This is a genomic window from Streptomyces litchfieldiae (assembly GCF_031845365.1).
Lineage (GTDB): Bacteria > Actinomycetota > Actinomycetes > Streptomycetales > Streptomycetaceae > Streptomyces > Streptomyces litchfieldiae.
Window position 1 is genome coordinate 20095 of record NZ_JAVREL010000034.1, and the last position, 20552, is coordinate 40646.

At 72.1% G+C, this 20552-nt stretch carries 29 protein-coding genes and 2 pseudogenes; 5 read left to right on the plus strand and 26 right to left on the minus strand.

The window, feature by feature from the left end; genetic code table 11:
- Positions 1–14: 14 nt before the first annotated feature.
- The 24 genes and pseudogenes from RM590_RS33945 to RM590_RS34055 form a co-directional block, all read right to left on the minus strand.
- Complete coding sequence (locus RM590_RS33945) at positions 15–212, minus strand: hypothetical protein (protein ID WP_311708657.1); 198 nt, start codon at positions 210–212, stop codon at positions 15–17.
- A 133-nt stretch (positions 213–345) separates the two neighbouring features.
- Positions 346–531: pseudogene (locus RM590_RS36135) on the minus strand (DUF4031 domain-containing protein); the annotation flags it as partial.
- Position 532: 1 nt separating this feature from the next.
- Positions 533–1150, minus strand: a complete 618-nt coding sequence (locus RM590_RS33950; protein WP_311708658.1) for a hypothetical protein — start codon at positions 1148–1150, stop codon at positions 533–535.
- The gene (locus tag RM590_RS33955; protein ID WP_311708659.1) at positions 1147–1854 is read right to left on the minus strand and encodes an Lsr2 family DNA-binding protein; all 708 of its coding nucleotides are present in this window, start codon (positions 1852–1854) and stop codon (positions 1147–1149) included. Before RM590_RS33955 ends, RM590_RS33950 begins: the two co-directional genes overlap by 4 nt.
- Complete coding sequence (locus tag RM590_RS33960) at positions 1851–2027, minus strand: hypothetical protein (protein ID WP_311708660.1); 177 nt, start codon at positions 2025–2027, stop codon at positions 1851–1853. Before RM590_RS33960 ends, RM590_RS33955 begins: the two co-directional genes overlap by 4 nt.
- Positions 2028–2137: 110 nt before the next feature.
- Positions 2138–2587 (minus strand): ASCH domain-containing protein, encoded by a 450-nt coding sequence (locus tag RM590_RS33965; protein WP_311708661.1) that lies wholly within the window; start codon positions 2585–2587, stop codon positions 2138–2140.
- Positions 2588–2653: 66 nt separating this feature from the next.
- Entirely contained in the window at positions 2654–2821 is a 168-nt protein-coding gene (locus tag RM590_RS33970) for a hypothetical protein (RefSeq protein ID WP_311708662.1), read from the minus strand.
- Between the two features lie 203 nt (positions 2822–3024).
- Positions 3025–3525 carry an ATP-binding protein gene (locus tag RM590_RS33975; RefSeq protein ID WP_311708663.1) on the minus strand — a complete coding sequence of 167 codons (501 nt, stop codon included), beginning with the start codon at positions 3523–3525 and terminating at the stop codon, positions 3025–3027.
- Entirely contained in the window at positions 3522–3929 is a 408-nt protein-coding gene (locus RM590_RS33980; RefSeq protein WP_311708664.1) for a hypothetical protein, read from the minus strand. The genes RM590_RS33975 and RM590_RS33980 overlap by 4 nt, the downstream gene beginning before the upstream one ends.
- Before the next feature lie 60 nt (positions 3930–3989).
- Positions 3990–4484: a hypothetical protein gene (locus tag RM590_RS33985; RefSeq protein WP_311708665.1), complete on the minus strand. Its 495-nt coding sequence runs from the start codon at positions 4482–4484 to the stop codon at positions 3990–3992.
- A gap of 32 nt (positions 4485–4516) precedes the next feature.
- Entirely contained in the window at positions 4517–4753 is a 237-nt protein-coding gene (locus RM590_RS33990) for a hypothetical protein (protein ID WP_311708666.1), read from the minus strand.
- An 85-nt stretch (positions 4754–4838) separates the two neighbouring features.
- The gene (locus RM590_RS33995) at positions 4839–5366 is read right to left on the minus strand and encodes a hypothetical protein (protein WP_311708667.1); all 528 of its coding nucleotides are present in this window, start codon (positions 5364–5366) and stop codon (positions 4839–4841) included.
- Between the two features lie 83 nt (positions 5367–5449).
- Positions 5450–5740, minus strand: a complete 291-nt coding sequence (locus RM590_RS34000) for a hypothetical protein (RefSeq protein ID WP_311708668.1) — start codon at positions 5738–5740, stop codon at positions 5450–5452.
- 61 nt (positions 5741–5801) lie between these two features.
- Positions 5802–6281, minus strand: coding sequence for a hypothetical protein (locus RM590_RS34005; protein ID WP_311708669.1), 480 nt, complete (start codon positions 6279–6281; stop codon positions 5802–5804).
- A gap of 73 nt (positions 6282–6354) precedes the next feature.
- A complete protein-coding gene (locus tag RM590_RS34010; protein ID WP_311708670.1) occupies positions 6355–6567 on the minus strand; it encodes a hypothetical protein in 213 nt (70 codons plus the stop codon).
- Positions 6568–6677: 110 nt separating this feature from the next.
- Positions 6678–7409, minus strand: a complete 732-nt coding sequence (locus RM590_RS34015; protein ID WP_311708671.1) for a hypothetical protein — start codon at positions 7407–7409, stop codon at positions 6678–6680.
- 102 nt (positions 7410–7511) lie between these two features.
- On the minus strand, positions 7512–8057 hold the full coding sequence (locus RM590_RS34020; protein WP_311708672.1) for a hypothetical protein: 546 nt from the start codon (positions 8055–8057) through the stop codon (positions 7512–7514).
- A gap of 168 nt (positions 8058–8225) precedes the next feature.
- On the minus strand, positions 8226–8399 hold the full coding sequence (locus tag RM590_RS34025; protein WP_311708673.1) for a hypothetical protein: 174 nt from the start codon (positions 8397–8399) through the stop codon (positions 8226–8228).
- Positions 8396–10327 (minus strand): DUF2637 domain-containing protein, encoded by a 1932-nt coding sequence (locus RM590_RS34030; RefSeq protein ID WP_311708674.1) that lies wholly within the window; start codon positions 10325–10327, stop codon positions 8396–8398. Before RM590_RS34030 ends, RM590_RS34025 begins: the two co-directional genes overlap by 4 nt.
- A gap of 200 nt (positions 10328–10527) precedes the next feature.
- A complete protein-coding gene (locus RM590_RS34035; RefSeq protein ID WP_311708675.1) occupies positions 10528–12720 on the minus strand; it encodes a hypothetical protein in 2193 nt (730 codons plus the stop codon).
- On the minus strand, positions 12717–13277 hold the full coding sequence (locus RM590_RS34040) for a hypothetical protein (protein WP_311708676.1): 561 nt from the start codon (positions 13275–13277) through the stop codon (positions 12717–12719). The genes RM590_RS34035 and RM590_RS34040 overlap by 4 nt, the downstream gene beginning before the upstream one ends.
- Before the next feature lie 185 nt (positions 13278–13462).
- Complete coding sequence (locus RM590_RS34045) at positions 13463–13600, minus strand: hypothetical protein (protein WP_311708677.1); 138 nt, start codon at positions 13598–13600, stop codon at positions 13463–13465.
- Between the two features lie 84 nt (positions 13601–13684).
- Entirely contained in the window at positions 13685–13948 is a 264-nt protein-coding gene (locus RM590_RS34050) for a WhiB family transcriptional regulator (RefSeq protein WP_311708678.1), read from the minus strand.
- A 407-nt stretch (positions 13949–14355) separates the two neighbouring features.
- On the minus strand, positions 14356–14529 hold the full coding sequence (locus RM590_RS34055) for a hypothetical protein (RefSeq protein WP_311708679.1): 174 nt from the start codon (positions 14527–14529) through the stop codon (positions 14356–14358).
- Between the two features lie 195 nt (positions 14530–14724).
- Between RM590_RS34055 and RM590_RS34060 the strand changes: the two genes are divergently transcribed.
- The 3 genes from RM590_RS34060 to RM590_RS34070 all read left to right on the plus strand — a co-directional run bounded on the left by RM590_RS34060 (position 14725) and on the right by RM590_RS34070 (position 17242).
- On the plus strand, positions 14725–15477 hold the full coding sequence (locus RM590_RS34060; RefSeq protein WP_311708680.1) for a GntR family transcriptional regulator: 753 nt from the start codon (positions 14725–14727) through the stop codon (positions 15475–15477).
- A gap of 167 nt (positions 15478–15644) precedes the next feature.
- Positions 15645–16679 (plus strand): AAA family ATPase, encoded by a 1035-nt coding sequence (locus RM590_RS34065; RefSeq protein WP_311708681.1) that lies wholly within the window; start codon positions 15645–15647, stop codon positions 16677–16679.
- Complete coding sequence (locus RM590_RS34070; protein WP_311708682.1) at positions 16676–17242, plus strand: phosphotransferase-like protein; 567 nt, start codon at positions 16676–16678, stop codon at positions 17240–17242. The genes RM590_RS34065 and RM590_RS34070 overlap by 4 nt, the downstream gene beginning before the upstream one ends.
- 7 nt (positions 17243–17249) lie before the next feature.
- On the opposite strand, the gene RM590_RS34075 is transcribed toward RM590_RS34070, so the two are convergent.
- Together RM590_RS34075 and RM590_RS34080 are read right to left on the minus strand one after the other, a co-directional pair.
- Complete coding sequence (locus RM590_RS34075) at positions 17250–18089, minus strand: NAD(P)-dependent oxidoreductase (protein ID WP_311708683.1); 840 nt, start codon at positions 18087–18089, stop codon at positions 17250–17252.
- Between the two features lie 4 nt (positions 18090–18093).
- Positions 18094–18738, minus strand: coding sequence for an HAD family hydrolase (locus RM590_RS34080; protein WP_311708684.1), 645 nt, complete (start codon positions 18736–18738; stop codon positions 18094–18096).
- 114 nt (positions 18739–18852) lie between these two features.
- Here RM590_RS34080 and RM590_RS34085 point away from each other — a divergent pair, with 114 nt between their 5' ends.
- On the plus strand, positions 18853–19152 hold the full coding sequence (locus RM590_RS34085) for a helix-turn-helix domain-containing protein (protein WP_311708685.1): 300 nt from the start codon (positions 18853–18855) through the stop codon (positions 19150–19152).
- Positions 19153–19811: 659 nt separating this feature from the next.
- Positions 19812–19973 (plus strand): annotated as a pseudogene (locus RM590_RS36140) (helix-turn-helix domain-containing protein); the annotation flags it as partial.
- Positions 19974–20552 lie beyond the last annotated feature (579 nt).

Consider the following 20552-nt stretch of genomic DNA (forward strand, 5'->3'; position numbering starts at 1 on the left):
GGGTGTCTCCTTCGTCAGGCGTGGTCGTCCGCGCTGCGGCGGGCGGGTGGGTCGGACAGGAAGCGGTCGTCGCCGGGGTGATCGGTCAGCCATTGCTCGGCGCACGTCTTGTGTGCGGGCTCCCGGCGGTGGGAGCGCAGCGGGGTGGGGTGGCCGCACAGCACGCACGGCCGTTCCCCGCGGCGGTCGTAGTGGCTCGCGTCGCGCCACACCAGCAGCCGCAGGCCTTGCCCAGGCGGGCTGGCTTGTGCGCGGCGGCGGGCGATGAGGGCGGCCAGGCCGGGCGCGGTCCAGTTCGGCGGCGCCGAGCTGCGCGACGGCCTGGCGGCGCTTGGCGGGGGTGATGTCGTAGTGCCAGGCCGGGTCGTCCGGCCCCTTGCGCTGGTACCAGGAACGGCGGAGCCCGAGCTGCCGCGCGGCGGCGTGCAGCTCGGGCTCGGTGTCGGCCAGCAGGTGGCACCACGTGCTGTGGCGCAGTCCTCGCTGGCGGGCGATGTCGCCGTAGTCGACCAGCTGGTCGACGTACAGCACGTCAGGGCACCTCCTGGTCCTCGCGGTCCCAGGCGGCGAGCCAGTAGTACTGGGTGAGCAGCGAGGGGTCGACGTCGTCCTCCTGGCGGCCGTCGTCGTACCGGAGGCTGACGCGCGGCGGGTCGCTGCTGCGGGCGGTGATGGTCACCGACTTCGGTAGGCCGCTGGCCGTGGCGCGGTCCGGGCGCAGCGTCCAGGTCTGGCCGGGAGCGGCGAGGACCAGGGCGTCGTCGGCCAGGACGGCGTGCGCGATGGCGGCCAGCGCGGTGTCCGGGTCGAGCCGGTCGGCGTCGACACGGCGGCTCACCTGGTGGTCGAGCCACGCGGCGGCGCGGTCGCCGAGGAGTTCCTGGAGCCGTTCGTCGGCGAGCGCCAGCTGGCCGGAGCGTACGAGCCGGGCCGCGGTGCCTTGGTCCACGCACAGGGCGGCGGCGATCTCGGGCAGGGGACGGCCGGCGGCGTGCAGCCCGGCGGCGTCCGCGGCCCACTCGGCGGGGCGGTCCGCCGGCGGCACGTAGGAGCTGGCGGACTGCGGCACGGCAGCCGGGGCGGTGCGCGGCCGGCTACCGAGGGCGCGGCGGAGGCTGTGGCTCCAGCGGGCCAGCGTGCGGCGGCTCACCGGTCCGCTCCGTTGGTTCCGGCATGGGCGGCGTCGTACGCCTCGCAGATGTCCCGGGGGATGATGCCGCGGTCCGCGACCTGGTGGCCGTTGGCGCGGGCCCACGCGCGGATGCGGGCGAGTTCCTCCCGGGGCCGGGACGGCGCGGACGGCGCGGCCGACGTGCTGCTGGGCTTGCCGGCGCGGGCCTCGCGCAGGGCGGCCTCGGCGCGGGCGAGCTCCGTCTTCAGCCGCTCGACGGCGGCCGCGGCATCGGCGACCTGGCGCTCGCTGTCGCGGCGGTCGGCGAGTTCGGCCAGGCCCGCGCGGACGCGGGTGGCAAGGGCAGCGATGCTCTTGGTGTCGTGCTGCTCGCCCCACACCAGGAGCGCCTCGATCTCCGAGTCGCTGGCGCGCGAGTCGGCCTGCTCGGCGACGTCGACCGGTTCGGCGGGGACGGGCTGGTCGGTGAGCGGGGCCGCGGGCTCCGGTGTGGCGGTCATCGGTTCGTCTCCGTCCTGGCCGTGGTCCTGGTCGTCGTCTTCGTCGTGGTGTTCGGCAGGGGGCTCGGGGAGGTGGGGCAGCAGCGCGACGACCGCGTCGGGGTCGGATGGGAGGCCGGTGGCCTCCAGGAGCTGCTCCAGGTCCTCCTTGCTGCGGGCGTTGCGCGCGATGGTGCGGGACGCGGCGACGGCCGTGTCGGCCGGGATGGTCGGGGTGGTCATGCCGCTGCCTCCCGTCCGGTAGGGCGGCGGATCGCCGCTTCGAGCACCGCGCGGTTGACCGCGGCGCGCTCGGGGGTGATCGGCGTGGGCGGGCAGCGCCCGGGCGCCGGCGGTCGGACCGGGATCAGTTCCCGTTCCAGGCCGGTGATGCCGTCGAAGTCATCGGCGGGCATACTGACGGTCCCTTCTCTTCGCGGGGAGGGTGGGCGCCCGGTGCTGCCAGGCGAGGGGCGCCCGCGGGCCCCCACCGGTTGGTGGGGGCCTTGCTGTTGTGCGTGGTGGGTCAGCGGGTGAGTTCGGCGGCGACGGCCTGGCGCAGCTCCTCGGTGGGGGTCCACAGGTAGAGCGCGCCGGTCGCCCGCACCGGCTCCTTCAGGGCAACGACGTCGGCCAACTGCCAGTGCACGCGGTCGGGCTGTGCCCACGTGCTGCACGCCTGGTTGCAGTCGACCGAGCGGTGGCAGCCGGTGAGCCTGGCCACCGCGAGGACGGCGCCGCGCGCCTCGAGGTGCGTCAGGTCGCGCGGGGCGTCGCGTATCGCCTCCCGGTCCGTCAGGAGGCCGGCGTGCACCATCAGCCAGCCGGTGAACGTCGTCACCCTGCTGCGGTTTTCGATGCGCTTGCCCAGGTACGCGATGGAGCTGGTCCAGGGCTGGCGCGTGGTCAGTCCGCGGACCGGGTCGGTGCCCCGCAGCGCGGCGGCGGCCGCGCTGCGGGCGGTGAGGTGGGTCATCAAGAGGTTCTTCCGGAATGAGTACGGCCCGGCCGGCGGCCGGGCCTGCCTGACGGGACAGAGAGGTCAGGCCGCGTGCGCGGCCGCCAGCTCGGCGGCGTGCGGGGAGCAGTTCCAGCAGCTGCCGAGCGTCTTGAGCGGCAGGCAGTGGGGGTAGCGCACGTGGCAGAGGGGGCAGGTCTGCCGGGCGGCCATCGCCCGGTCCAGCGCCCACTCCTGCGCGAGGGTTGGCACCCGTTTCGGCCGGGCCAGGTCGACGCGGAACAGCAGCGCCTTCCGGGTGCAGTCGCGGAGCGGGTAGTAGAGGCAGCGCCAGGCACCGGAGTTGTGCGACCGGGCCGTGCCCGCCCGGGCTCAGGTCCATCTCCCGCAGCTGGCGGCGGGTGACCAGCCCTTCGGGCGCCTCCCCCCACTCGTAGGTCGGGAGCAGGGAGCCGTCAGCCAACACGCCCTCCGGTGGCCGCGCCCACCGCTTCCAGGGCGGGCAGTACCTCCATGAACCCTTCGCTGCGCAGCTGCTCGGCGGTGGGGATCAGGGTGTCCTGCCACCGCAGGATGTCCGTCGGGACCTGCCGGACGCGGGCGGCATTCCGCCGCTCCCGCTCGGCCAGGTCCACGTGGTCGAACAGGACGGCCACGCAGGGCCGCTGGTAGTAGCGGGCCTGGGCGAGCAGCCGAGCGCGGGCGTGGACCAACAGGGAGGTGTTGTCCACGAGCGTGGTCAGGTTGCGGGCCAGGCGCGCGTCCAGGACCAGGTCCTGGATCTGCGCGACGACCGCCTCGCCGCTCTGGCTGGCCGCCGAGTCGGTCACCATCTCCCGGTACGTGTCCAGGTTCACCCGCCAGCTGCTGGGGAACTGCGCGCACCAGGTCGACTTGCCGGCCGCGCTGGGGCCGACCAGCACCACCAAGGTGCCGCCGGTGAACTGCGGGGTCATACGCTCACCACCGGAATGGCGCCGAGGGTGTCGGCGTCGGCTACCTCGAAGTACCAGGCGTACTCGGGGTCCTGGTCCTTGGCCGGGTCCGGGGCGCGGAAGACCAGCCAGCCCGGGCGGTCGATCGTGCTGCGCAAGGTCCGGCAGTCGTACCGGTTGCACCACGGGGCCGTGCAGTCGGGGACGCACAGGCTGAGGTAGTCCCGCAGCGTCTCGCCGCAGAACTCCCGCAGGTAGCGGGACCATGCGGCGATGACACGGCGCAGGTCGTGGGTGCCGATGGCCAGCAGCGGCTCGCCGTCCTCGCACGCGGCCACGCGCACGCCGTAGTACGTGGCCTCGGGCTCAACTTGTTCGAGGGTCAGGATGGTGCCCGGCTCGGGCCGGACGGAGTCGGGTGTCACATTCGTCTCCTGGATGCGACGGCCCGCCCGGGCTGCCCCGGGCGGGGCTTCGGGCGTGGGCTACTTCGCGGAGGCGACGACGGCGGCGAGGGTCTCGCAGCCGTGGTGCCAGGCCTGGTCGAGCGCGTAGGCGCCGTTCATTCCGTGGTCGGCCAGGCGGTAGAACCGACCCTTCCCGAGCCGGGTGGACAGGCGCTGAAGAACGCCGTTGGGAACGCGCCGGTCGGCGATGTAGTGCGTGATCCCGCTGACGGCGAGCGCGGCGGCGACGGCGCCGGGCCGCAGCCGGACACCGACGGCGCGGGAGCCGGCCACCAGGACGACGCCCTGGGTGGCGGTGTAGGTCAGGCAGTGCCAGACACACGCGCGCGTTCCGTCGGCGGTGCCGTGCACGGTCTTGGCGTCGGTGACCTCGTCGACCACGGTGACCGTGGCGTCGTCGGTGGCGCCCTTGACCTGCGCGCAGTAGTCCGACTGGACCCAGTGGTCGGCGACGTCCGCGGCGGCGCGGAGCAAGGCGTAGGAAACGGCGAAGCGGGTGGCGCGTTCGGACACAGGGGGCTTCCTCTTCTTCTCGGCGGGGGTCGTCACCGCGTGGCCTTCCAGGCCGGGCCGGTGCTGGCGTTGCCGACGCTGGCGAGCAGCTGCTGGAGCGCGGAGCGGTGGTGCGCGCTGGTGGCGGGCTGGCCGCAGTTCCAGCAGTCGGCCTCGCTGCCGCGCCAGGCGACCGCGCACGGGACGCAGATCAGCTCCCGACGGATCAGGGCGCGGCGGCGGGTACGGCGGGCCGCACGTCGGCGCCGCCGGGGAACGGTGTGGGACATTGACAGTCCGTCCTTCTCGTATGGGAAGTGGTGGGCCCGGGACGGCCGGCGAGTTTGGCGACCTGGCGGCCGTCCCGGGGCGGCATCACTGCCGGGGGGCGAGGGCCTGCGCGGTGTCGCGCAGGTGGTCGGAGGTGACCCACAACAGGGTGGTGATCTCCTCCGGCTTCTCCTTGGCCAAGTCCTCCAGGAGCCAGGCGAGTTGCTCGGCCACGGCGCTGACGTACAGCTCGCGCAGAACGTCGTCGCAGTCGTCGCCGGCCTCCAGGTCCTGCCGGACCTGGGCGATAAGACGGCCGGCCTCGCGCAGGTCGTGGCCGTCACGCAGGTCGGGGTCCAGCCAGGTCGCCAGGCCGGTGAGGCCCGGCCTGATGAGCTGCGCGGCGCCGTAGAGGGCGAGCACGGCAAGCGTCAGGTCGAACGCGCTGGTTAGCTGCGCCCACTGCGGCCCGAACTCGAACATCGACGTGGCCGCGACGCCGACGGCCGCGGCAGCCGTGAGCTTGTCGGTGGCCTCGGCGAGGATGTGCAGGACGCTGACCATCCAGCGCCGCGCGGTGACCGCCCGGCCGATGGTGCGGGCCGGTGCGGTGGAGATGTGGGGCTGAGCCACGGGTGCTTCCCTTTCTGTTGTCGGAGTCCGGGCTGTCCGGCTCCTCTTGCCGCCGGAGCGTGGTCCGGCGGCGCGAGCAGCCGTCAGAGGTCGGTGAGGGCCGCAGTGGGGATCTCGTAGATCTCGGTGGAGAAGGCGGCGTTGTCCCACGTGCCGGGCCCGTAGTGGGCGTACGCGACGTGCAGGGGAGTGCCGTCTCGATCGGTCGTCTCGTGGACCTGGACGTCGGCCTTGTATTTGCGGGCCGCGTTGATACCGGCTCGGGCGTCGCGGATGCTGATCGACCGCTTCCCGCACGCGACGCCGGCGGGGTAGCCGCCGCCGGAGAACTTCGTGATCGTGTGCAGGACAGCGCGGTACTGCTGCTTCGGCATGGTCTCCTCGTTTCTGGCATGTGGCCCGCCCGGCGGCGGGCACGTGAGTTGGTGGAGCGGGTCAGGCGTGGACGCGGGCGGCGCCCAGCTCGCGCAGCGCGGTGTGGGCCTGGCGGGACACGTCGCGGGCGTCCCGCAGCGCCTGTTCGATCTCGGGCGCGAAACGGCCATCGACCACGGTGCCGAGGGCGATGTCGCCGAGGGCGTTCGTGGTGTCGATAGCAGCTTGGGCGGCGGCGAGCAGTTCGGCGTCATTCGTCGTCATGGCCAGGCGATCCCGGGCTCGGGTGACCTGGGAGCGAGCGGCGTAGCGGCGTTCACGGGCCTCCGGGCTGTCGGGCCGTGCCTCCCGGGTGGCGGCGACGCGTAACCACCGCTGCTCGCGGTGGGTCACGATCGCCGCGAGCAGGCCCTCGATGGCGTCGGCGAGGTCACGACGGGCGTGTTCGCGCTTGCGGCTGCGGTCAGCGAGGTGCTGCACCAGGCCAGTTGTCACGGCGCCGCCGAGGGTGCCGAGCACGGCTATCAGGGTCGTCCACACAGTCGGTTGTCTCCTGGTCCAGATGGTGATGGCCCGCCAGCGAGTGCTGGCGGGCCGGGGCGCGGGCGGTGGGTCAGTTGAACGTCTGGTTGATCCCGCCGTGGATTTGGTTGCCGATGATGGTGCCGTTGCCGGTCACCGTGACCGTGCTGGTGTCGCCGGTGCTGGTGATGCCGCCGTGGATCTGGCCGGCCTGTACGGAGGTGTCGATCTCGCCGCCGCTGATGGCGTTGTCCGCCGTGGCGGCTGACTGCTCTGAGGTCCTCTTCCGGTTCCAGAACGCCATGACTACTCCTTCGTGTTTTTGGAGGGCGGACGGGCTGTCCGGCTCCCCGTCACCACCCGCCCCGCCGTGGTGCGGCGGGGCGGGTGGATCAGGCAACCGCCAGACCGTGGTCAGTCGGTGGGGTGGATTTGGCGGCCGTTGATGTCGATGCGCTCGACACGCGGCTGCGGGATGTCGATCCGTGGCTGGGTGGTGATGTGGGTGTGGTGGTGGGTGACAGGCCGCAGGTTCAGGCCCTGGAGAGCGAGGACAGACGCGGCGGTCCAGGCGAGGACGGCCAGGCCGACAGCGACCGGGCGGCCGGGGTCGGGCGTGGCCTGCCAGACCATGGCGACGGTGGCGGCGCCCCAGGCGGTCCAGGTCAGCCGCGCGCCGACGGAGCCGGTGGCCATGCCCAGCAGCAGGGCGCCGGCGCCGATGAGGTACCAGGTGGTGTAGGCGGTGTCGGCCTCCAGGGGCAGGCCGATGGTGTGCGCCTCCAGGTAGGTGTGGACGGGCTGGGTGATCGTGGCGACCAGGCCGGTGTCGCGCGGGACGTCGGGAACGTCCGGGACATCGGGCGCGTTGGGGATGGACCATCCGGCGACCCACGCGAAGAACCGGAAGACGCCCCAGAGGGCGGCGAGTCCTGCGGCGGTGCCGGCGGTGTAGGCGAGGGCGCGGATCCAGGTCGCCGTGCCGGACCAGCCCTCGGCGTAGGCGTCGAGGACGTCCTCGATGCGGTCGCCGGTCCAGTCGAGGGTCTGTTCCCACCAGCGCCGCATGCGGGAGGCGGGCGGCGTGGTGGCTGTGTCGGTGGGGGTGGGGGTGGTGTTGTCGGGCGGGGTGGAGTCGGTGCTCACTCAGCTCCTCGGTGGTGGTGTGGTGGTGGTGCGGGCCGGTCGGCCTGCCCGGCCCCCGCCGTAGCCCGTACAGGGCGGGCGGTGACCAGACAGGCGGACCGGTCAGCGGTTGTGGTTGTGGAGGTTGCGGATCTTGACGCGGGCGCCGCGGTGGAGGTGGACCTCAGTGCGGGCGCCGTCTCGGTCGGTACGGCCGGTACGGGTGCCGCGCAGCAGCAGCCAGGCGCCTGCGCCGAGGACGCCGAGCGTGCCGAGCCCGGTGGCGAGTTCGGCGGCCTGGGCGAGGGCGGGCTGGGCGGCGCGCAGGCCGATCCCGCCCAGGGCGACCGCGCCGCCGCCGGACAGGGCGTAGGTGGCGAACGCCCTCGCCCGGGCGGGCACCGGCTCCGTGGCGGGGGCGGGCGGGTAGGGGCCGTAGCCGCCGGGGACGACCATGCCCTGGTGGGCGTGCAGCGCGGCGGCCTGGCGGGCGCGGAGAGCGAGGAGCATCTGCTCGGCGGCGAGCAGCTCGTCGACGCGCTGCCGGTAGGCGGCCTCGAAGGCCGGGCTCGGTGAGTGTGGGTGGGCGAGCGGGCCAGGCGGGGTGGGCATCTGCTCGGGGTAGTACGGGCGGGTCGGGGCCAGGTCGCGCGGGTCGTATTCGGGCATGGTGAAGTTCCCTTCGGGGGCGGGTGTTCGAGGGGGTGCGCGGGGCGGCGGGCTACTGCCGGGCCGGTGCCACGTGATGGAATCGGCGGGAGGCTTCGGCCTCTTCACCGCGCCCCCGAGGTGCCGAATTCATCTCGGGGGCGCAGTGGAACGGTCGACGTCCTCTTTTCAGTTGGTCAGGTCGCCGCGGCGGCTGACCGGGATGTCGCCGGGACCGGCGGGCAGCTCCAGGAGCAGCCCGCCAGCGCCCGGGGTCGTGAACTCCCACACCAGCGTCTCTTCTTCGGTGTGGTGCAGGGGGATCGGGCCGGTGGGCCCGTCGTCGGGAATAAAGCGGATCATCGAGCGGCCTCCGCTCCGGTCTCGCCGGTGTCGCTCCCGCCAGCGGGCAGGGCCAGCAGCCTGCTGCCGTTGCCGTTGCCGTCCAGGAGTTCCATGGCGCGCTTGCGGCGGTTGACCGCGGTGCCTTCGGAGACGCCCAACTCTTCCTTGATGACCTCCAGCGTCACGGCGTGCTCGCCGCGCGCGGCGATCATCGCGGCCACGCGGTGGGCCTGGAACTCAGCCGGGCTCAGCCGCGCCATGGCGGCGGCTTCGACCGCGGCGCGCTCCAGTTCGGCGACGCGGGCCCGTTCCTCGGCCTGGCGGCGCTGGGCCTCGGCCTCGGCGGCGACAGCGGCTGCGGCCTCCTCTCGGCGGCGCCGGTCGGCGGCGGCGCGCTCGACGTCGGCCCGAGCGGCTTCCTCGGCGGCGAGGCGCTGTTCCTCAGCCTCACGGCGGCCAGCCTCAGCGGCAGCCTTCTTTTCCTCAGCGGCACGCCGCTCGGCCTCAGCGGCAGCAGCGATCTCCTCGCGGTGGCGCCGCTCGACGGCGGCGCGCTCGGCCTCGATCCGCTCGCGCTCGGCCGCCGCCCGGGCCGCCTCCAGCTCGACCTGCCGCTGTTCCTCAACGGCGCGGCGGGCGGCCTCAGCCTCCCGCAGTCGCTCCTCCTCCTCCATCTCCCGGCGCGCCCGGGACTGCTCCATCTCCCATGCGAGCTGGTCCTTTTCCCGCTGGCGGCGGGCTTCCTCGCGGCGGCGCTCGGCCTGCTCGGCCAGCTCGGCCGCGCGGGCCTCGGCCTCCTCGGTGAGGCGCCGCTCCTCGGCTTCGCGCTCCAGTCGAGCCCGGTGCGCGGCCGCCTGAGCCTCCATCTCGGCTCGTTGAGCCTCGGCGGCGAGCCGCTGAGCCTCGGCCTTTCGCTCGGCTTCGGCGCACTGCCGGGCGGCCGCCAGCTCCTGCTCGCGGCGCTCCAGCTCGGCCTGCGCCTCCAGCTTGCGGGCGCGCGCTTGAGCCTCGGCGGCGTCCCGCTGAGCCTGGGCCTCGACTCGCTGAGCCTCGGCGGCCGCCTGCCGCTGCAACTCCTTGGTCTCTTCCTCCAGCGGCACGGCGAGGGCCTGTTCGACGCTGAGGCCGTAGGGGGCGAGCAACAGCGGGAGTTGCTTCTGACGGAGCTTCTCCTCGCGCTTCCAGCGTCGGCCGTGGATCTGCCGCATCCGCTCGACGTAGACGCGGCGTTCCTGGTCGCGCTCCAGCGCCTCGGGGTAGGTCAGCTCCCAGAGGGTCATCTGCCGGGCGATCCGGGCCGTGGCGAAGGGGCTGAGGATCCAGCGGGAGGTCGGGACCCGTCGGCCACGGGCCTGCTTGGTGCCTTCCGGGTCGATGTGCGCGGCGTACAGATGCGCCGCGACCTCGGAGAACACCACCCAGAGGGCAGCCAGACCGGCATGCCCGAGCTGGCTCGGGAGCGAGCTGGCGGCGGTCCAGTTCAGGTAGATCGTCACGCCGGTTGCGGCCCGGGGCACCCAACGCACCCACCACAGCGGGCGCTTGAACCTGACGAGCAGCAGGTTGACGACGCCGAACGCCAGGATCGACAGGTCGATGCCGATGGGCAGCAGCCAGGGCCACTTCCAGCCCCATCCGCCCTGGTCGGCGGGGGTGTTGGCCATGTCGTAGAGGGCCTGGTAGGAGCTGATGAGGCCCAGGGTGGAGACGCCGGCGGCGAGCAGCGCGCCGACGACGACCAGGAGGATCTCCCAACGCCGTAGCTGTGTGCGGACGGGAACACTCCCGGCATGCTCCTGAGGGGCGTTCTGCGAGCCGCCGGTGGCCGGTGTGGACGTCTGCCGGGGCGGCGCGGCGAGGGCCGGGACAGGCCCGCTCAGGGCCTTCTTCGGGGCGGTTTCGGGGGTCGGTTCGGGTCGGTGTCGGGTGTCGGGCGGGGCGGTCATGGGGGCCTCCAAGCCGGGATTTCAGTCACGGTGTGTGGTGTGCGGTGGAGTGTGCGAGCGCACTGTGCGCGTGGGACAAATGGGTGTGTATCGGGCTGTGCGCGGCTGCGCACAGGGTTCCTTCTAGGGGGACCGGCCCCGGGCGCACTGTGCGGGCGGACCGCACAGTGCGCCCCGATTCCGGTCACTGTGAGTACCTGTCAGGCGAGGGGGGAGCGGAGGATGTCGTACCGGCCGAAGCCGTCGTCACCCTCGTCCTCGCTGATAAAGCCGTCGGCGATGAGCTTGTCGCGGAGGCGGTAGAACCAGCGGCGGGAGTCGCCGATGTCGACGCGCAGCAGGATGTCGTTCAGCTCGCGCGGGTAGAAGTCCTGCTTGCCGGTGCGAATCCACTCGTCCAGCCGCGCGAGGACCGCGTCGCGGGCCTGCGCGGAGGTCAGGCGGTCCTCTTCCGGGGTGGGGTGGCCCAGGTCCAGGACCGGGGCTTCCTCCTCGTCCGGGTCCGGGATCGCGGTGTCCAGGGTCAGCCCCTCGTACTCGCCGGGCTCGGGGTCCTGGTCGAGCACGTCCTGGAGCATGTCCTCCAGTTCCTCCACTTCGGTTGCCATCGCTTCCTCCAGCTCTTCGACCTCGCGGGCGGCGTCGTCGTCGTCCAGGTCGTGGTCGGTCTCCTCCTCGGGCCAGCCGCCGGCCGCCGCGCGGGGCGGCGGCGGGGCGACCGGCCGGGGCGGCTGTCCGTCCGGTCCGTCCTCGGCGGGCAGCAGCGGAGTGTCGAACACCTCGCGGTTGTTCCACAGCTCGCCGAACGCGCCGATGGTCACGGTGTCGAGCGGGGTACGGACGGCGGTGCCGGCGCTGACCGCGGCCGCCAGTTCGGCGGGGGCGCCGAGTTCGGTGCGGGCCTTGACCGCCCACCGGTCCTCGGGGGCGCCCAGCCCGGCGAGGTAGTGGTAGCCGGGCTTGCGGTTGGCCCACTGCGGCCAGGCGCCCTGGTCGATCGCCTCGTCGGGGAGGCAGTACTGGGCGTCCGCGCCGTCCCGCAGCCCGAAGCACAGCCCGGCCGGGGAGTTCGCGCGGGCCTCGGTGTCGATGTTGTTGTGGGTGGCCCGCTGGATGCTGGTGATGATCCAGATCCCGGCGGACCGCGCGGTGCGCAGGATCTTCTGGTAGCCCTTGCTGTCGGCCGCGTAGTCGGCGGCCTCCTCGGCCACGACGATCAGGAAGTTGAGGCCGCAGCCGGGCGTCCAGTTCTTGTAGCCGCCGCGGGCGAGGTCGTCGGTGCGGGCCTTGATGACGTCCGGCATCTTCTTGAAGAAGCGCCGGGCGTCGCCGGGGTTGCGGATGAACAGGTCCACGCCGTGCCGGATGTGCCCGTAGTCCTGGTCGGGCTTGGAGCAGTCGATCACCGCGACGGACACTTCGCTGCGCGTCATCGCGTCGGCGAGGATCACCGAGACGCCGAAGGTTTTGCCGGCGCCGTTCACGCCCATCGCGATGCAGTGCTCGACGTTCATGGAGGGCACCGGGCCGGGCTCCCGCATCGCCGGGCCGACGATGTTGATGAGCACGTCCTCGCCGTCCTCGTAGAACCCGTAGCGCAGCGGAGTGTCCGCGATGGACGCGCCGAACGCGGACGGGCCGCGCCAGGAGCGGCCGGCCTTCAGGAAGTCACCGGACTGGATCCGCAGCCTCACCTTGGAGGCGTCGTCCTCGTCGGTGGTGTGGGTGATCCGGTCCTTCCCGACGTGCAGCGCCGCCGCCATCGCCGGGATCTTCCGCGCGAGGTCCTCGGCGGTGGCGCCGCCGGTCGCCTCGATGTCGGCGAACACGGTGCCCTTGCCGTTCGTCTCCACGTTCTGGACTTCGTGCTTGGCCAGGCCCAGGTTCTCCTCCAGCAGCGCCCACTTGCTGGTCTTCTCGCTCTTCGCCTTGCGGCTGGAGCCGAACTTGCTCCAGACGTTGTTGGCGATGCTGAGGCTGAAGCCGGTGATGAACCAGGTCCCGGCCATCAGCGCGGAGTCGAGGCCGACGACCGTGCCGCCAACCGCACCCACACTCAAGGCGGTGCAGTTGACCGTGTGCGCGATCCTGGTGTCCTTATCGGCCTTGGCGCGGATGTCCAGGCGCCGCAGCAGCGCGGCGATCCCGTATCCGGCACCGGACATCGCCAGGGCCGTCAGGCTCATGGCGGTGGGGTTGTTCTGGACGGCCAGGTGCGTCAGCTCGACCGCCGGCCAGCCGCCGACCGTCAGCGCCCACGGCCCGCCGTAGGTGATGATCGGACCCCAGTTCCGGCCCGTCCCGACCTCGCTGTCGAACGCGCCGCCGCGGCGCGGCCCCCACCAGGGACCGCGCCGCCCGCCGCCGAACGTATCTTCCTTCCGGGCCATCATGCCGCCCGTCCTCCCTTCTTGTTGCCGTCGGCCTCGGTGATGGTGAAGCCGCCGTCCTTCGACGTCCTCTGCTTCTTCTGGGCCTCGATCTCCGGCTTCACGAAATGCCTCTGAAACGCCGCATAGGTCTTGATCCCGGCCATGCCGAGGACCTCCGCCGCCCGCGCGCCCTGCTTCAGATGGCCGGCCACCAGGCGCGCCCGGACCCGGGATTCGGCGCCGAAGGTGTACCAGCGCCCCTTGTACTGAGACAGCAGCGCGGCGATCCAGTCGGCGTCCATCTGGACCCGCAGCGACAGCTCCATGCCGATCGCCCGCAGCAGCCGGGCGTACCGGTAGAGGTCGCGGTCGGTGCGGATCTCGATCGATTCGAGCTGGCGGATGAGCCTGACGAGCTCGGTCTTCCCGCCGCTCCCGGTGTAGTCCGTGCCGGTGCCGGACGGCCGACCGGACGCGCCGCCGTCGCCGAACGCCCGACTGCTGCCCGAGCTGCCGGTCGCTCCCTTCCTGTTCTCGTCGTCGCCACCGGGGGCCGGAGCGCTCAACGGGTGGGTCATCGTCTCTCCTTGGTTGATCGTCAGAACCGCGCCGGATCGGCGCCAGCTCTCCGGCCCCACCCGGCTGGGCCGGGGAGGGCGGGAGAACCGGCGGTCCCCGGACCCGGTGGGCCAGGGGACCGCGCGGCGCTGCCCGGCCGGGCAGCGTCGAGGGGTTGCGTCGTGCTGGCGATGCCAGCTGGCGGTCAACGGCCGCCGCGCATCTCCGCGTTCTGGCGGGACTGCTTGTTGGTCTCGGCGACCTTCCGCCGGAGCTCCGCCTCCTGCTCGGGGGTCAAGCTGGTGACTGCGGCCTGGCACAGGGGTGCGATGATGGTGTCCACGGCTGATCTCCCATGTGACGTCGTGATCCTTGGCGGGCCCGGGGGCTGCATCCCTGGGCCTGCCGCTTTTCTTCTTCCGGCTGGTCAGGCCGTCTTGGCCCGGTCGGCGGCCGCCCGGCGCTTCGCGCGCCGCGCCATGGCCCGCCGCTCGTCCTCACTCATCCCGCCCCACACACCGTGCTCCTGGCGGGTCTCCATCGCCCACTGCAAGCACTGCTCCATGACGGGGCAGCGCCGGCACACGGCCTTGGCCTCTTCGATCTGGAGCAGCGCGGGCCCGGTGTTGCCGATCGGGAAGAACAGCTCGGGGTCTTCCTCGCGGCACACGCCCTGGTGGCGCCAGTCCATACCGATCTCCTCTCGCAAGCGATGACCGGGCGGTCGCCCGGCCGGGGTGTCCTGCAAGCCCCCTGCACGCCACCGCGCTGCCCGCACTACGGATGAGCAGCGGCTTCGGTGGCGACAGGCAGCGCAGGGCTGCGGCTTGGTCTGTCCTCCATCCGTGATTCGTGAAGTACGCGTTCCTGGCCGCTCCCTGACCCGCCGAGGGGTGCGCGTTGTGGGCTGCCCATGCCTGGGGGCCCGCCAGTGAGGCCAATCGCGAGGGCCTCGTCCACTGTTGAGTTGGGCTCTGCGCGGCCGCAGTCGCGGCCCGACTTCCCCTCGAACCGGAGGGGCCACGGGGCGGGCTTGCCAGGCCCGGCTCCCCTCCAGCGCCACCAGGCGGTGACCTGGTGGCGCTGGGGGCGAGCCGGTCAGGCCACCGTCGGCGCCGGACCGTCGACCACGCAGTGCTCGGCGAGCACCTCGGCGAGCTGGTCCGCCTGAGCGGCAGTGAGCAGGTGGTCGTAGACCTCGAAGTCCGTGGCCGTCCAAGTAGCCAAGTCGCCGTGTTCGGCGAGGAACTGAGCCGGAGTAGTGCCGTCCATGACGCCCTCCTTCGTCGGAGTAAGAGCCGAAGCTGCGAACCTCGCTAGCGAGGTATCTTCAGGTATAGGGGACTGCGCTAGCGAAGTCAATAGTGCGCTAGCGATGTAACCTCTCCCCGAACGGAGCAGGCCCCTGACTGGGGCAAGGGCGTCGACAGCCCTACGATCGCTAGCGAGGTACGGGAGAGGAGAGGCATGGCGCCCAACACGGGATCCGCAGGGCACAAGTACCGGCGTATCGCTGCGGACTTGCAGGCTGCGATCGACCGCGGGGAGTACGGCCCTGGTGATCGACTGCCTGGGGAGAACGTGCTGGCTGAGCGCTACAACGTCGCCGTGATGACAGCGCGCCAAGCTCTGCACCTGCTCCGCAGCCAGGGCATTGCCGAGTCGCGAAGAGGCGCTGGCTTCTACGTCCAGAGCTGGCGCCCGATCCGCCGCCGGGGCATCACTCGGCTCGCACGCGACCAGTGGGGCAGCGGAAAGTCCATCTGGGAGGCCGACGAGAACCGAGCCTTGGACGTCGACCAGCTCCGCATCGAGCGGACCACCGCGCCGCCACGCATCGCCGAGGTGCTGGAGATCGAGCCGGGCGAGGCCCTCACCCGATCGCGGCGCTACCTCTTGGACGGCCGGCCCGTCCTCCTTGCCGTGAGCTGGTTCGACAACGGACTGGTCGATGGCACGCCGATCGCCGTTCCCGACACCGGCCCGGGGGGCGTGTATGCGCGCCTCGCCGACCTCGGGCGCGCCCCGGTTCGGTTCAACGAGAGCATCCGCGCCCAGCTGCCCACCGAAGAAGAAGCCGAGCGGCTGAAGATGCCGCCGGAGCGAGCCGTGCTTCGGATCGTTCGCACCGCTTTCGACGCCGACGGCAAGGCTGTGGAAATCAACGCGATGGTCGCAGACAGCGCCGCCTACATCCTGGACTACGAGTTCGATGCCTGAGTCCAACGCGATCACCTCCCCGGTAGCGCCTGTGGGAGTAATCACAGCGGCTGAGAGCCTGACGGAGAATCACAAGTGCTTGTCGAGACTCGTGCACGGCCCTATACACACGTTTTCAACATCCACGTACACATGAGTTTTGGGCGGAGTGACTTAAGCTCCCGGCCATGGCAACGGAGGACCCAACGGTGAGCAGGGACAGGGCGGGATGGCGACCGGAGCGGCTGCGTGAGCAGCGGGAAGCGCACGGTCTGACCCTGGAAGAAGCAGGGGAGCGACTGCGGGCGGTGGCCGAGCAGGCGCGGCTGAAGGGCATTCCCGCCGCGAATCCACAGACGCTTTGGCAGCATGAGCAGGGCGAAGTTTTCCCCGGCCCGCATTATCGGCGCGCTTACTGCCTGCTCTATCGGGCCACTGAGCCCCAATTGGGATTTCGGAATCCTCTACCGGGTGAGGAATCGCAATTCATACTGACTCCACTGCCGGAGCAGCGGAACGGTCAGCACGTCCTGGCGGTGGAGCGGGCGCTGATGCGGATAGCGCCTGGTACCGATGAGGTGGACCACCTGGGCATGCAGCAGCGGGTGATGGACGCCTGGAAGCGCAGGCACACCGGAGGCGATCCGCACCGGCCCGTCGTAGTCCTGGTCGGCGGCTATGCGGGCAGCGGGAAGACCGAGTTCGCGAGGTTCCTCACGCAGCTGACCGGCTGGCCGCTGTTGGACAAGGACCCGCTCACCCGGCCGCTGGTGGAAGCGCTCCTGGAGGCGCTCGGGTCGGACGCACACGATCGGCACACCGAGACGTACCGGACGCAGGTCCGGCCGGTGGAGTACGCAAGCCTGATGGCGGCGGTGCACGCCAACATCGCGTGCCAGATCAGCACGGTGGTGACCGCGCCGTTCCTCGCGGAACTCTCCGACGCGGGCTGGATGCAGCGGCTGACCCACCGGTGCGCGGCCGCTGGCGTCGACGTCGCGCCGATCTGGGTGCAGTGCGACCCGGACTCGATGCACGAGTACATCTCCCACCGGGGCGCGGCGCGCGACGCGTGGAAGTTGGCGCGGTGGGATGAGTACCTGGCGACGGTAGACGCGGAGCTGCGGCCCGCGGTGCCGCACCTGGTGGTCGACAACCGGATGGGCGCGGCGATCTCGTTGGCCGACCAGGCCCGGCTCGCGCTCGGGGCGGTGGCCGCATGATCGAGCGCCAGGGCGTCGTCCTCTACGGGCCGCCGGCTGCGGGGAAGGACACCGTCACGGCCGCGCTCGGTGAACTCGGTTGCAGTTACGTGCCGTTCGCGCGGCTGAAGGCCGGCCCCGGTCGGACAGCGGGGTACCGGATGAGCTCGGCGGAGCGGCTGGCGGCGCTGGAGGCCGCAGGCGACGTCATCTACGCCAACCGCCGGTACAACGCGGTGTACGTGATCGACCGGCCGGGCCTGGATGAGGCGTGCGCGGCCGGGGTGCCGGTGGTGCACCTCGGGCAGGTCGCGGGCGTCCGCGCGCTGGTGGCCGGCTACCCGGCGGCCTGGCTGTCCGTTCTGCTGTGGTGCCCGAGGGAGGTCACTGCCGCCCGGTCGACCGCCCGGGGCGACGTCGACACGGACGCTCGCCTGGCGGCTTGGGACGCGACCGAGCAGGACCTGGAGCGCGATCCGTTCGCGTGGGACCTGCGGGTGGAGACCACCGTCACCGAGCCGGCCGACGCGGCGCGGCGTATCGACCAGCTGCTCAAGGAGCGGGCGGGAGCGGCGTCGGCTTGAACGTGAGCTACGGGCGGGCGAGCCGGTCAAGGGCGGTGTCGAGCGTGAGCTCGCCGTCGTCCTTGCAGTCGTGCCACCGCTCCAGCGTCCGCGCGGCCGCGCGCAGCACGTCGTCCGGCAGCCCGGCCGCGGCCAGCGTGGCGGCTGCTTCCTCCATTTCCGGGCCCCACCGCCACGCCCTACTCGCCGTCTTGGCGACGTACTCGGGTTCGGCGAGGTACGTGCCGGCGCGCCGCGAGGCGATGGCGAGCAGCTCCTGGTCGACGTCGTGCTCGCGTGCCACCCCGAGGGACAGCGCGGCGAGCAGCCGACTGACCTTCTGGAAGGTGCTGTACGCGAGTTTGAGTGCGGACGCCTGCCCGAGCTCGGCGCCGAGCACGCGGGTGCGCACCGCCGTGCCAGCGAAGAGCTCCTCGATCTCGTCGGCCGCGCTGGCCGGGCCGGACAGGTACAGCGTCGCTACCTTCCCGCCGGTCGGCGGCGAGCCGACGACGGCGGCGTCGACGACCGCGCGGGCCCGCGGCAGCCGTGCGGCGATCCGCTGCACGCGCTCGGGGGCGATGGCGTTGGCCTCCACGTACAGGCCGGTGAAGCGGAGTTCGGCGATGTCGCCGGCGACGTCCTCGGCGGCTACGGGCGGGCACAGGCTGAGCAGCACGTCGGCGCGGGCGAGCATCTGCTTGAGGTCGGCGACCGGCTCCAGGCCGTGCAGCTGGGCGCGGGCGGCGGTCGCTGGGCTGCGCCCGGCCGGGCACCACAACACGTGCGCGGCGTTCGTCGCGGCGCAGCTGGCGACGGCGGCGCCCATGCTGCCCGGGTGCAGGACGGCGACGGTCGGGTGGTCCACGGGGCTACTCCTGGCGGGTGTCGAGCAGGATAGCGACGGCGTCCAGGACGTCGTCCACGGTGTGGTGCGGCGCCGTGATCTCGGCGGGCCAGGGGCGGCCGCGCAGCCAGATGGTGCGCAGGCCGGCGGCGTGCCCGCCGCCGATGTCCCCGATCGGGTCGTCGCCGGTCATGGTCGCCCCGACCAGGTCAGCACGGCATCGGTCGGCTGCCAGCCGGAACAGCTTGGCGTCGGGCTTGCGGGCGTCGATGTCGCCGGAGACGGCGACGCCGTCGACCAGCTCGGCGAGGCCGGCCGCGCGCAGCTTGGCGCGCTGGATGTCGCTGGCCCCGTTGGTGACGACACCGAGCGTCCAGCCGGAGGCGCGCAGGCCGGCCAGGGCCTCGCGCACGGCCGGACGGCAGGTGATGGCGGCCGCCATCCGATCGACGTACGCGGTCCAGAGGCTGGCGGCCGGTTCGCTGAGGTCGAAGGTCCGGCGCATGCGGGCCAGGTCATCGGGCGCGGCCCGGGCGGCGAGTTCGGCGTGCATCCATGCCTCGATCTCGGCACCGTAGCCGAGCGTGCGGCAGAAGTCGGCGACGGCGGCCGGGAAGGCGCGCCGACGGTCGACCAGGGTGTTGTCCAGGTCGAAGAGGGCGAGGGGCACGGCGTCGCACTCTACCGAGAGGTCGTCGGCTGTCTGCGTCGAAGATCGACTAACTCCTATACTTCACGTATAGTCGCGGAACAACATCGCCATCACTTGTCACACGGAGATCACATGGGAGTGCGGGGGCACCGGGTTGAGGCCACGGTGCGGGCCAGCGTCGCGGTGGTTATGAACGCGACCGGCGAGACGCTGACCGGGCTTGGTGAAGTGCTCGGGCTGAGCACTGCCCTGGTCGGGCGGCGGCAGCGCGGCGTCACTCCCTGGACTCTCGCGGAGCTCGGTGGGCTGGCGGATCACTGGGGCATCCCGGTGGACTGCCTGGTCGCTGGGCCGACCGAGACGATGGCAGCGCTGCCAGCCGAACGGGTCGCGGAGCTGCGGCAGGCCCACGGGCTTCCGCTGACCGCCTGATCGCCGACCACGAACGGAGCCCGTCATGACCCCCGCCACCGCGAAGCCTCCCTGAAATGGCCGATGGCCGCCCCTGTCGCCACAACAGGAACGGCCATCTCTGCGACTCACTGGCCTAGCAACCTGAGTCGTGAAGCAGTCGGTGACTGCCGGCGTACCGCCACGCGGGACGGTCACCTGGACAACAGGATAAGGGGACCCTCCCCGTGCTGCATAGCACGCTCTCGGTCCGCCAACCGGCTCATACTGGCCCGTTCCGGCTGGTCGCCGCACTGCTTCGCGGCTCCCCAACCCCTGGGGACCCACGTGTACCACCCGCTCCACCCCCGCCGCTCGAACGCGGCGGGCCCGCCAGTCCAGCTGCATCGCCAGCCGACTCGAACACGGGCTTCGATCCCCGTCACACGGATCGAAGAACCGACACCTCTATCGGGTGTGAGCCACCAGAATCAAGATTTTTGCCCGACCCCTGTCACAAACGCCCTCCCCGTACTCCATGGACCGGGCGTGAATGGGAAAAATCTGCGCACCCGCGCCGGTGCCCGCCGTTCCGGCCGGCCCGGCCCTGTCCGACTGCCCCGTCCCGTCGTCCGCCGCTGCGCCGCGCGCCTCCAGGAGCTGGGGGTGGGCCGGTGAGTATCGAAGCGATGCTGTGGGCGATGCATGACTCGCCTGCGGCCGACACGACGGAGCGTCTGATTCTCGCGGCGCTGGGGGACCGGGCCGGTCCTGACGGCTGTGAGGCGTTTCCGTCGCAGACGACCATGGCCCGGGTCGCGTTGTGCGACAAGAAGACCGTGCAGCGGAAGCTGGCCAGCCTGAGGGAACGCGGGGTGATCGCTCTGGGCGACCAGCAGGCCGCCCGGTACATCCCGCGTCATGTGCGGCCGAAGGTCTACGACTTGCTGATCCCGGCCTCCTGGTACGGGCCGGAGCGTCTGGCTCGGGTCAACAGCGAGCGGGAGCAGCGGGGCCTGCCGCCGCTGACGGAACAGTCGCGGCCGCCGCTCAGGCCGGCTCCGCCGAGGACCGAGCGCAGCGACAAGGGCAGGTCTCGGGGGAAGAAGCGGGCTCCGGTCGGCCCTGTTCAGCATGAGCTCCCGGTGGGGCGGGAGGAGCAGAGGGGGGACTCTCAGTCCCCGGTCGCCCATTCGGAGGGGGGGGGACTCTCAGTCCCCCGGGGGGGGGACTCTCAGTCCCCGGGGGGGGGACTCTCAGTCCCCGGGGGGGGGACTCTCAGTCCCCCAAACCGTCCCTATAACCCCCCCGGTAACACCCCCCCGTCCATCCGTCCGTCCGAGCACTCGCCTCAGCCCACGGACGGACGGACGGACGGACGGCAAGATGTCGTCGGCGAAGAGGTCCACGAGCAGCAGGCCAGCAGGGCGGCGGCTTCTCCT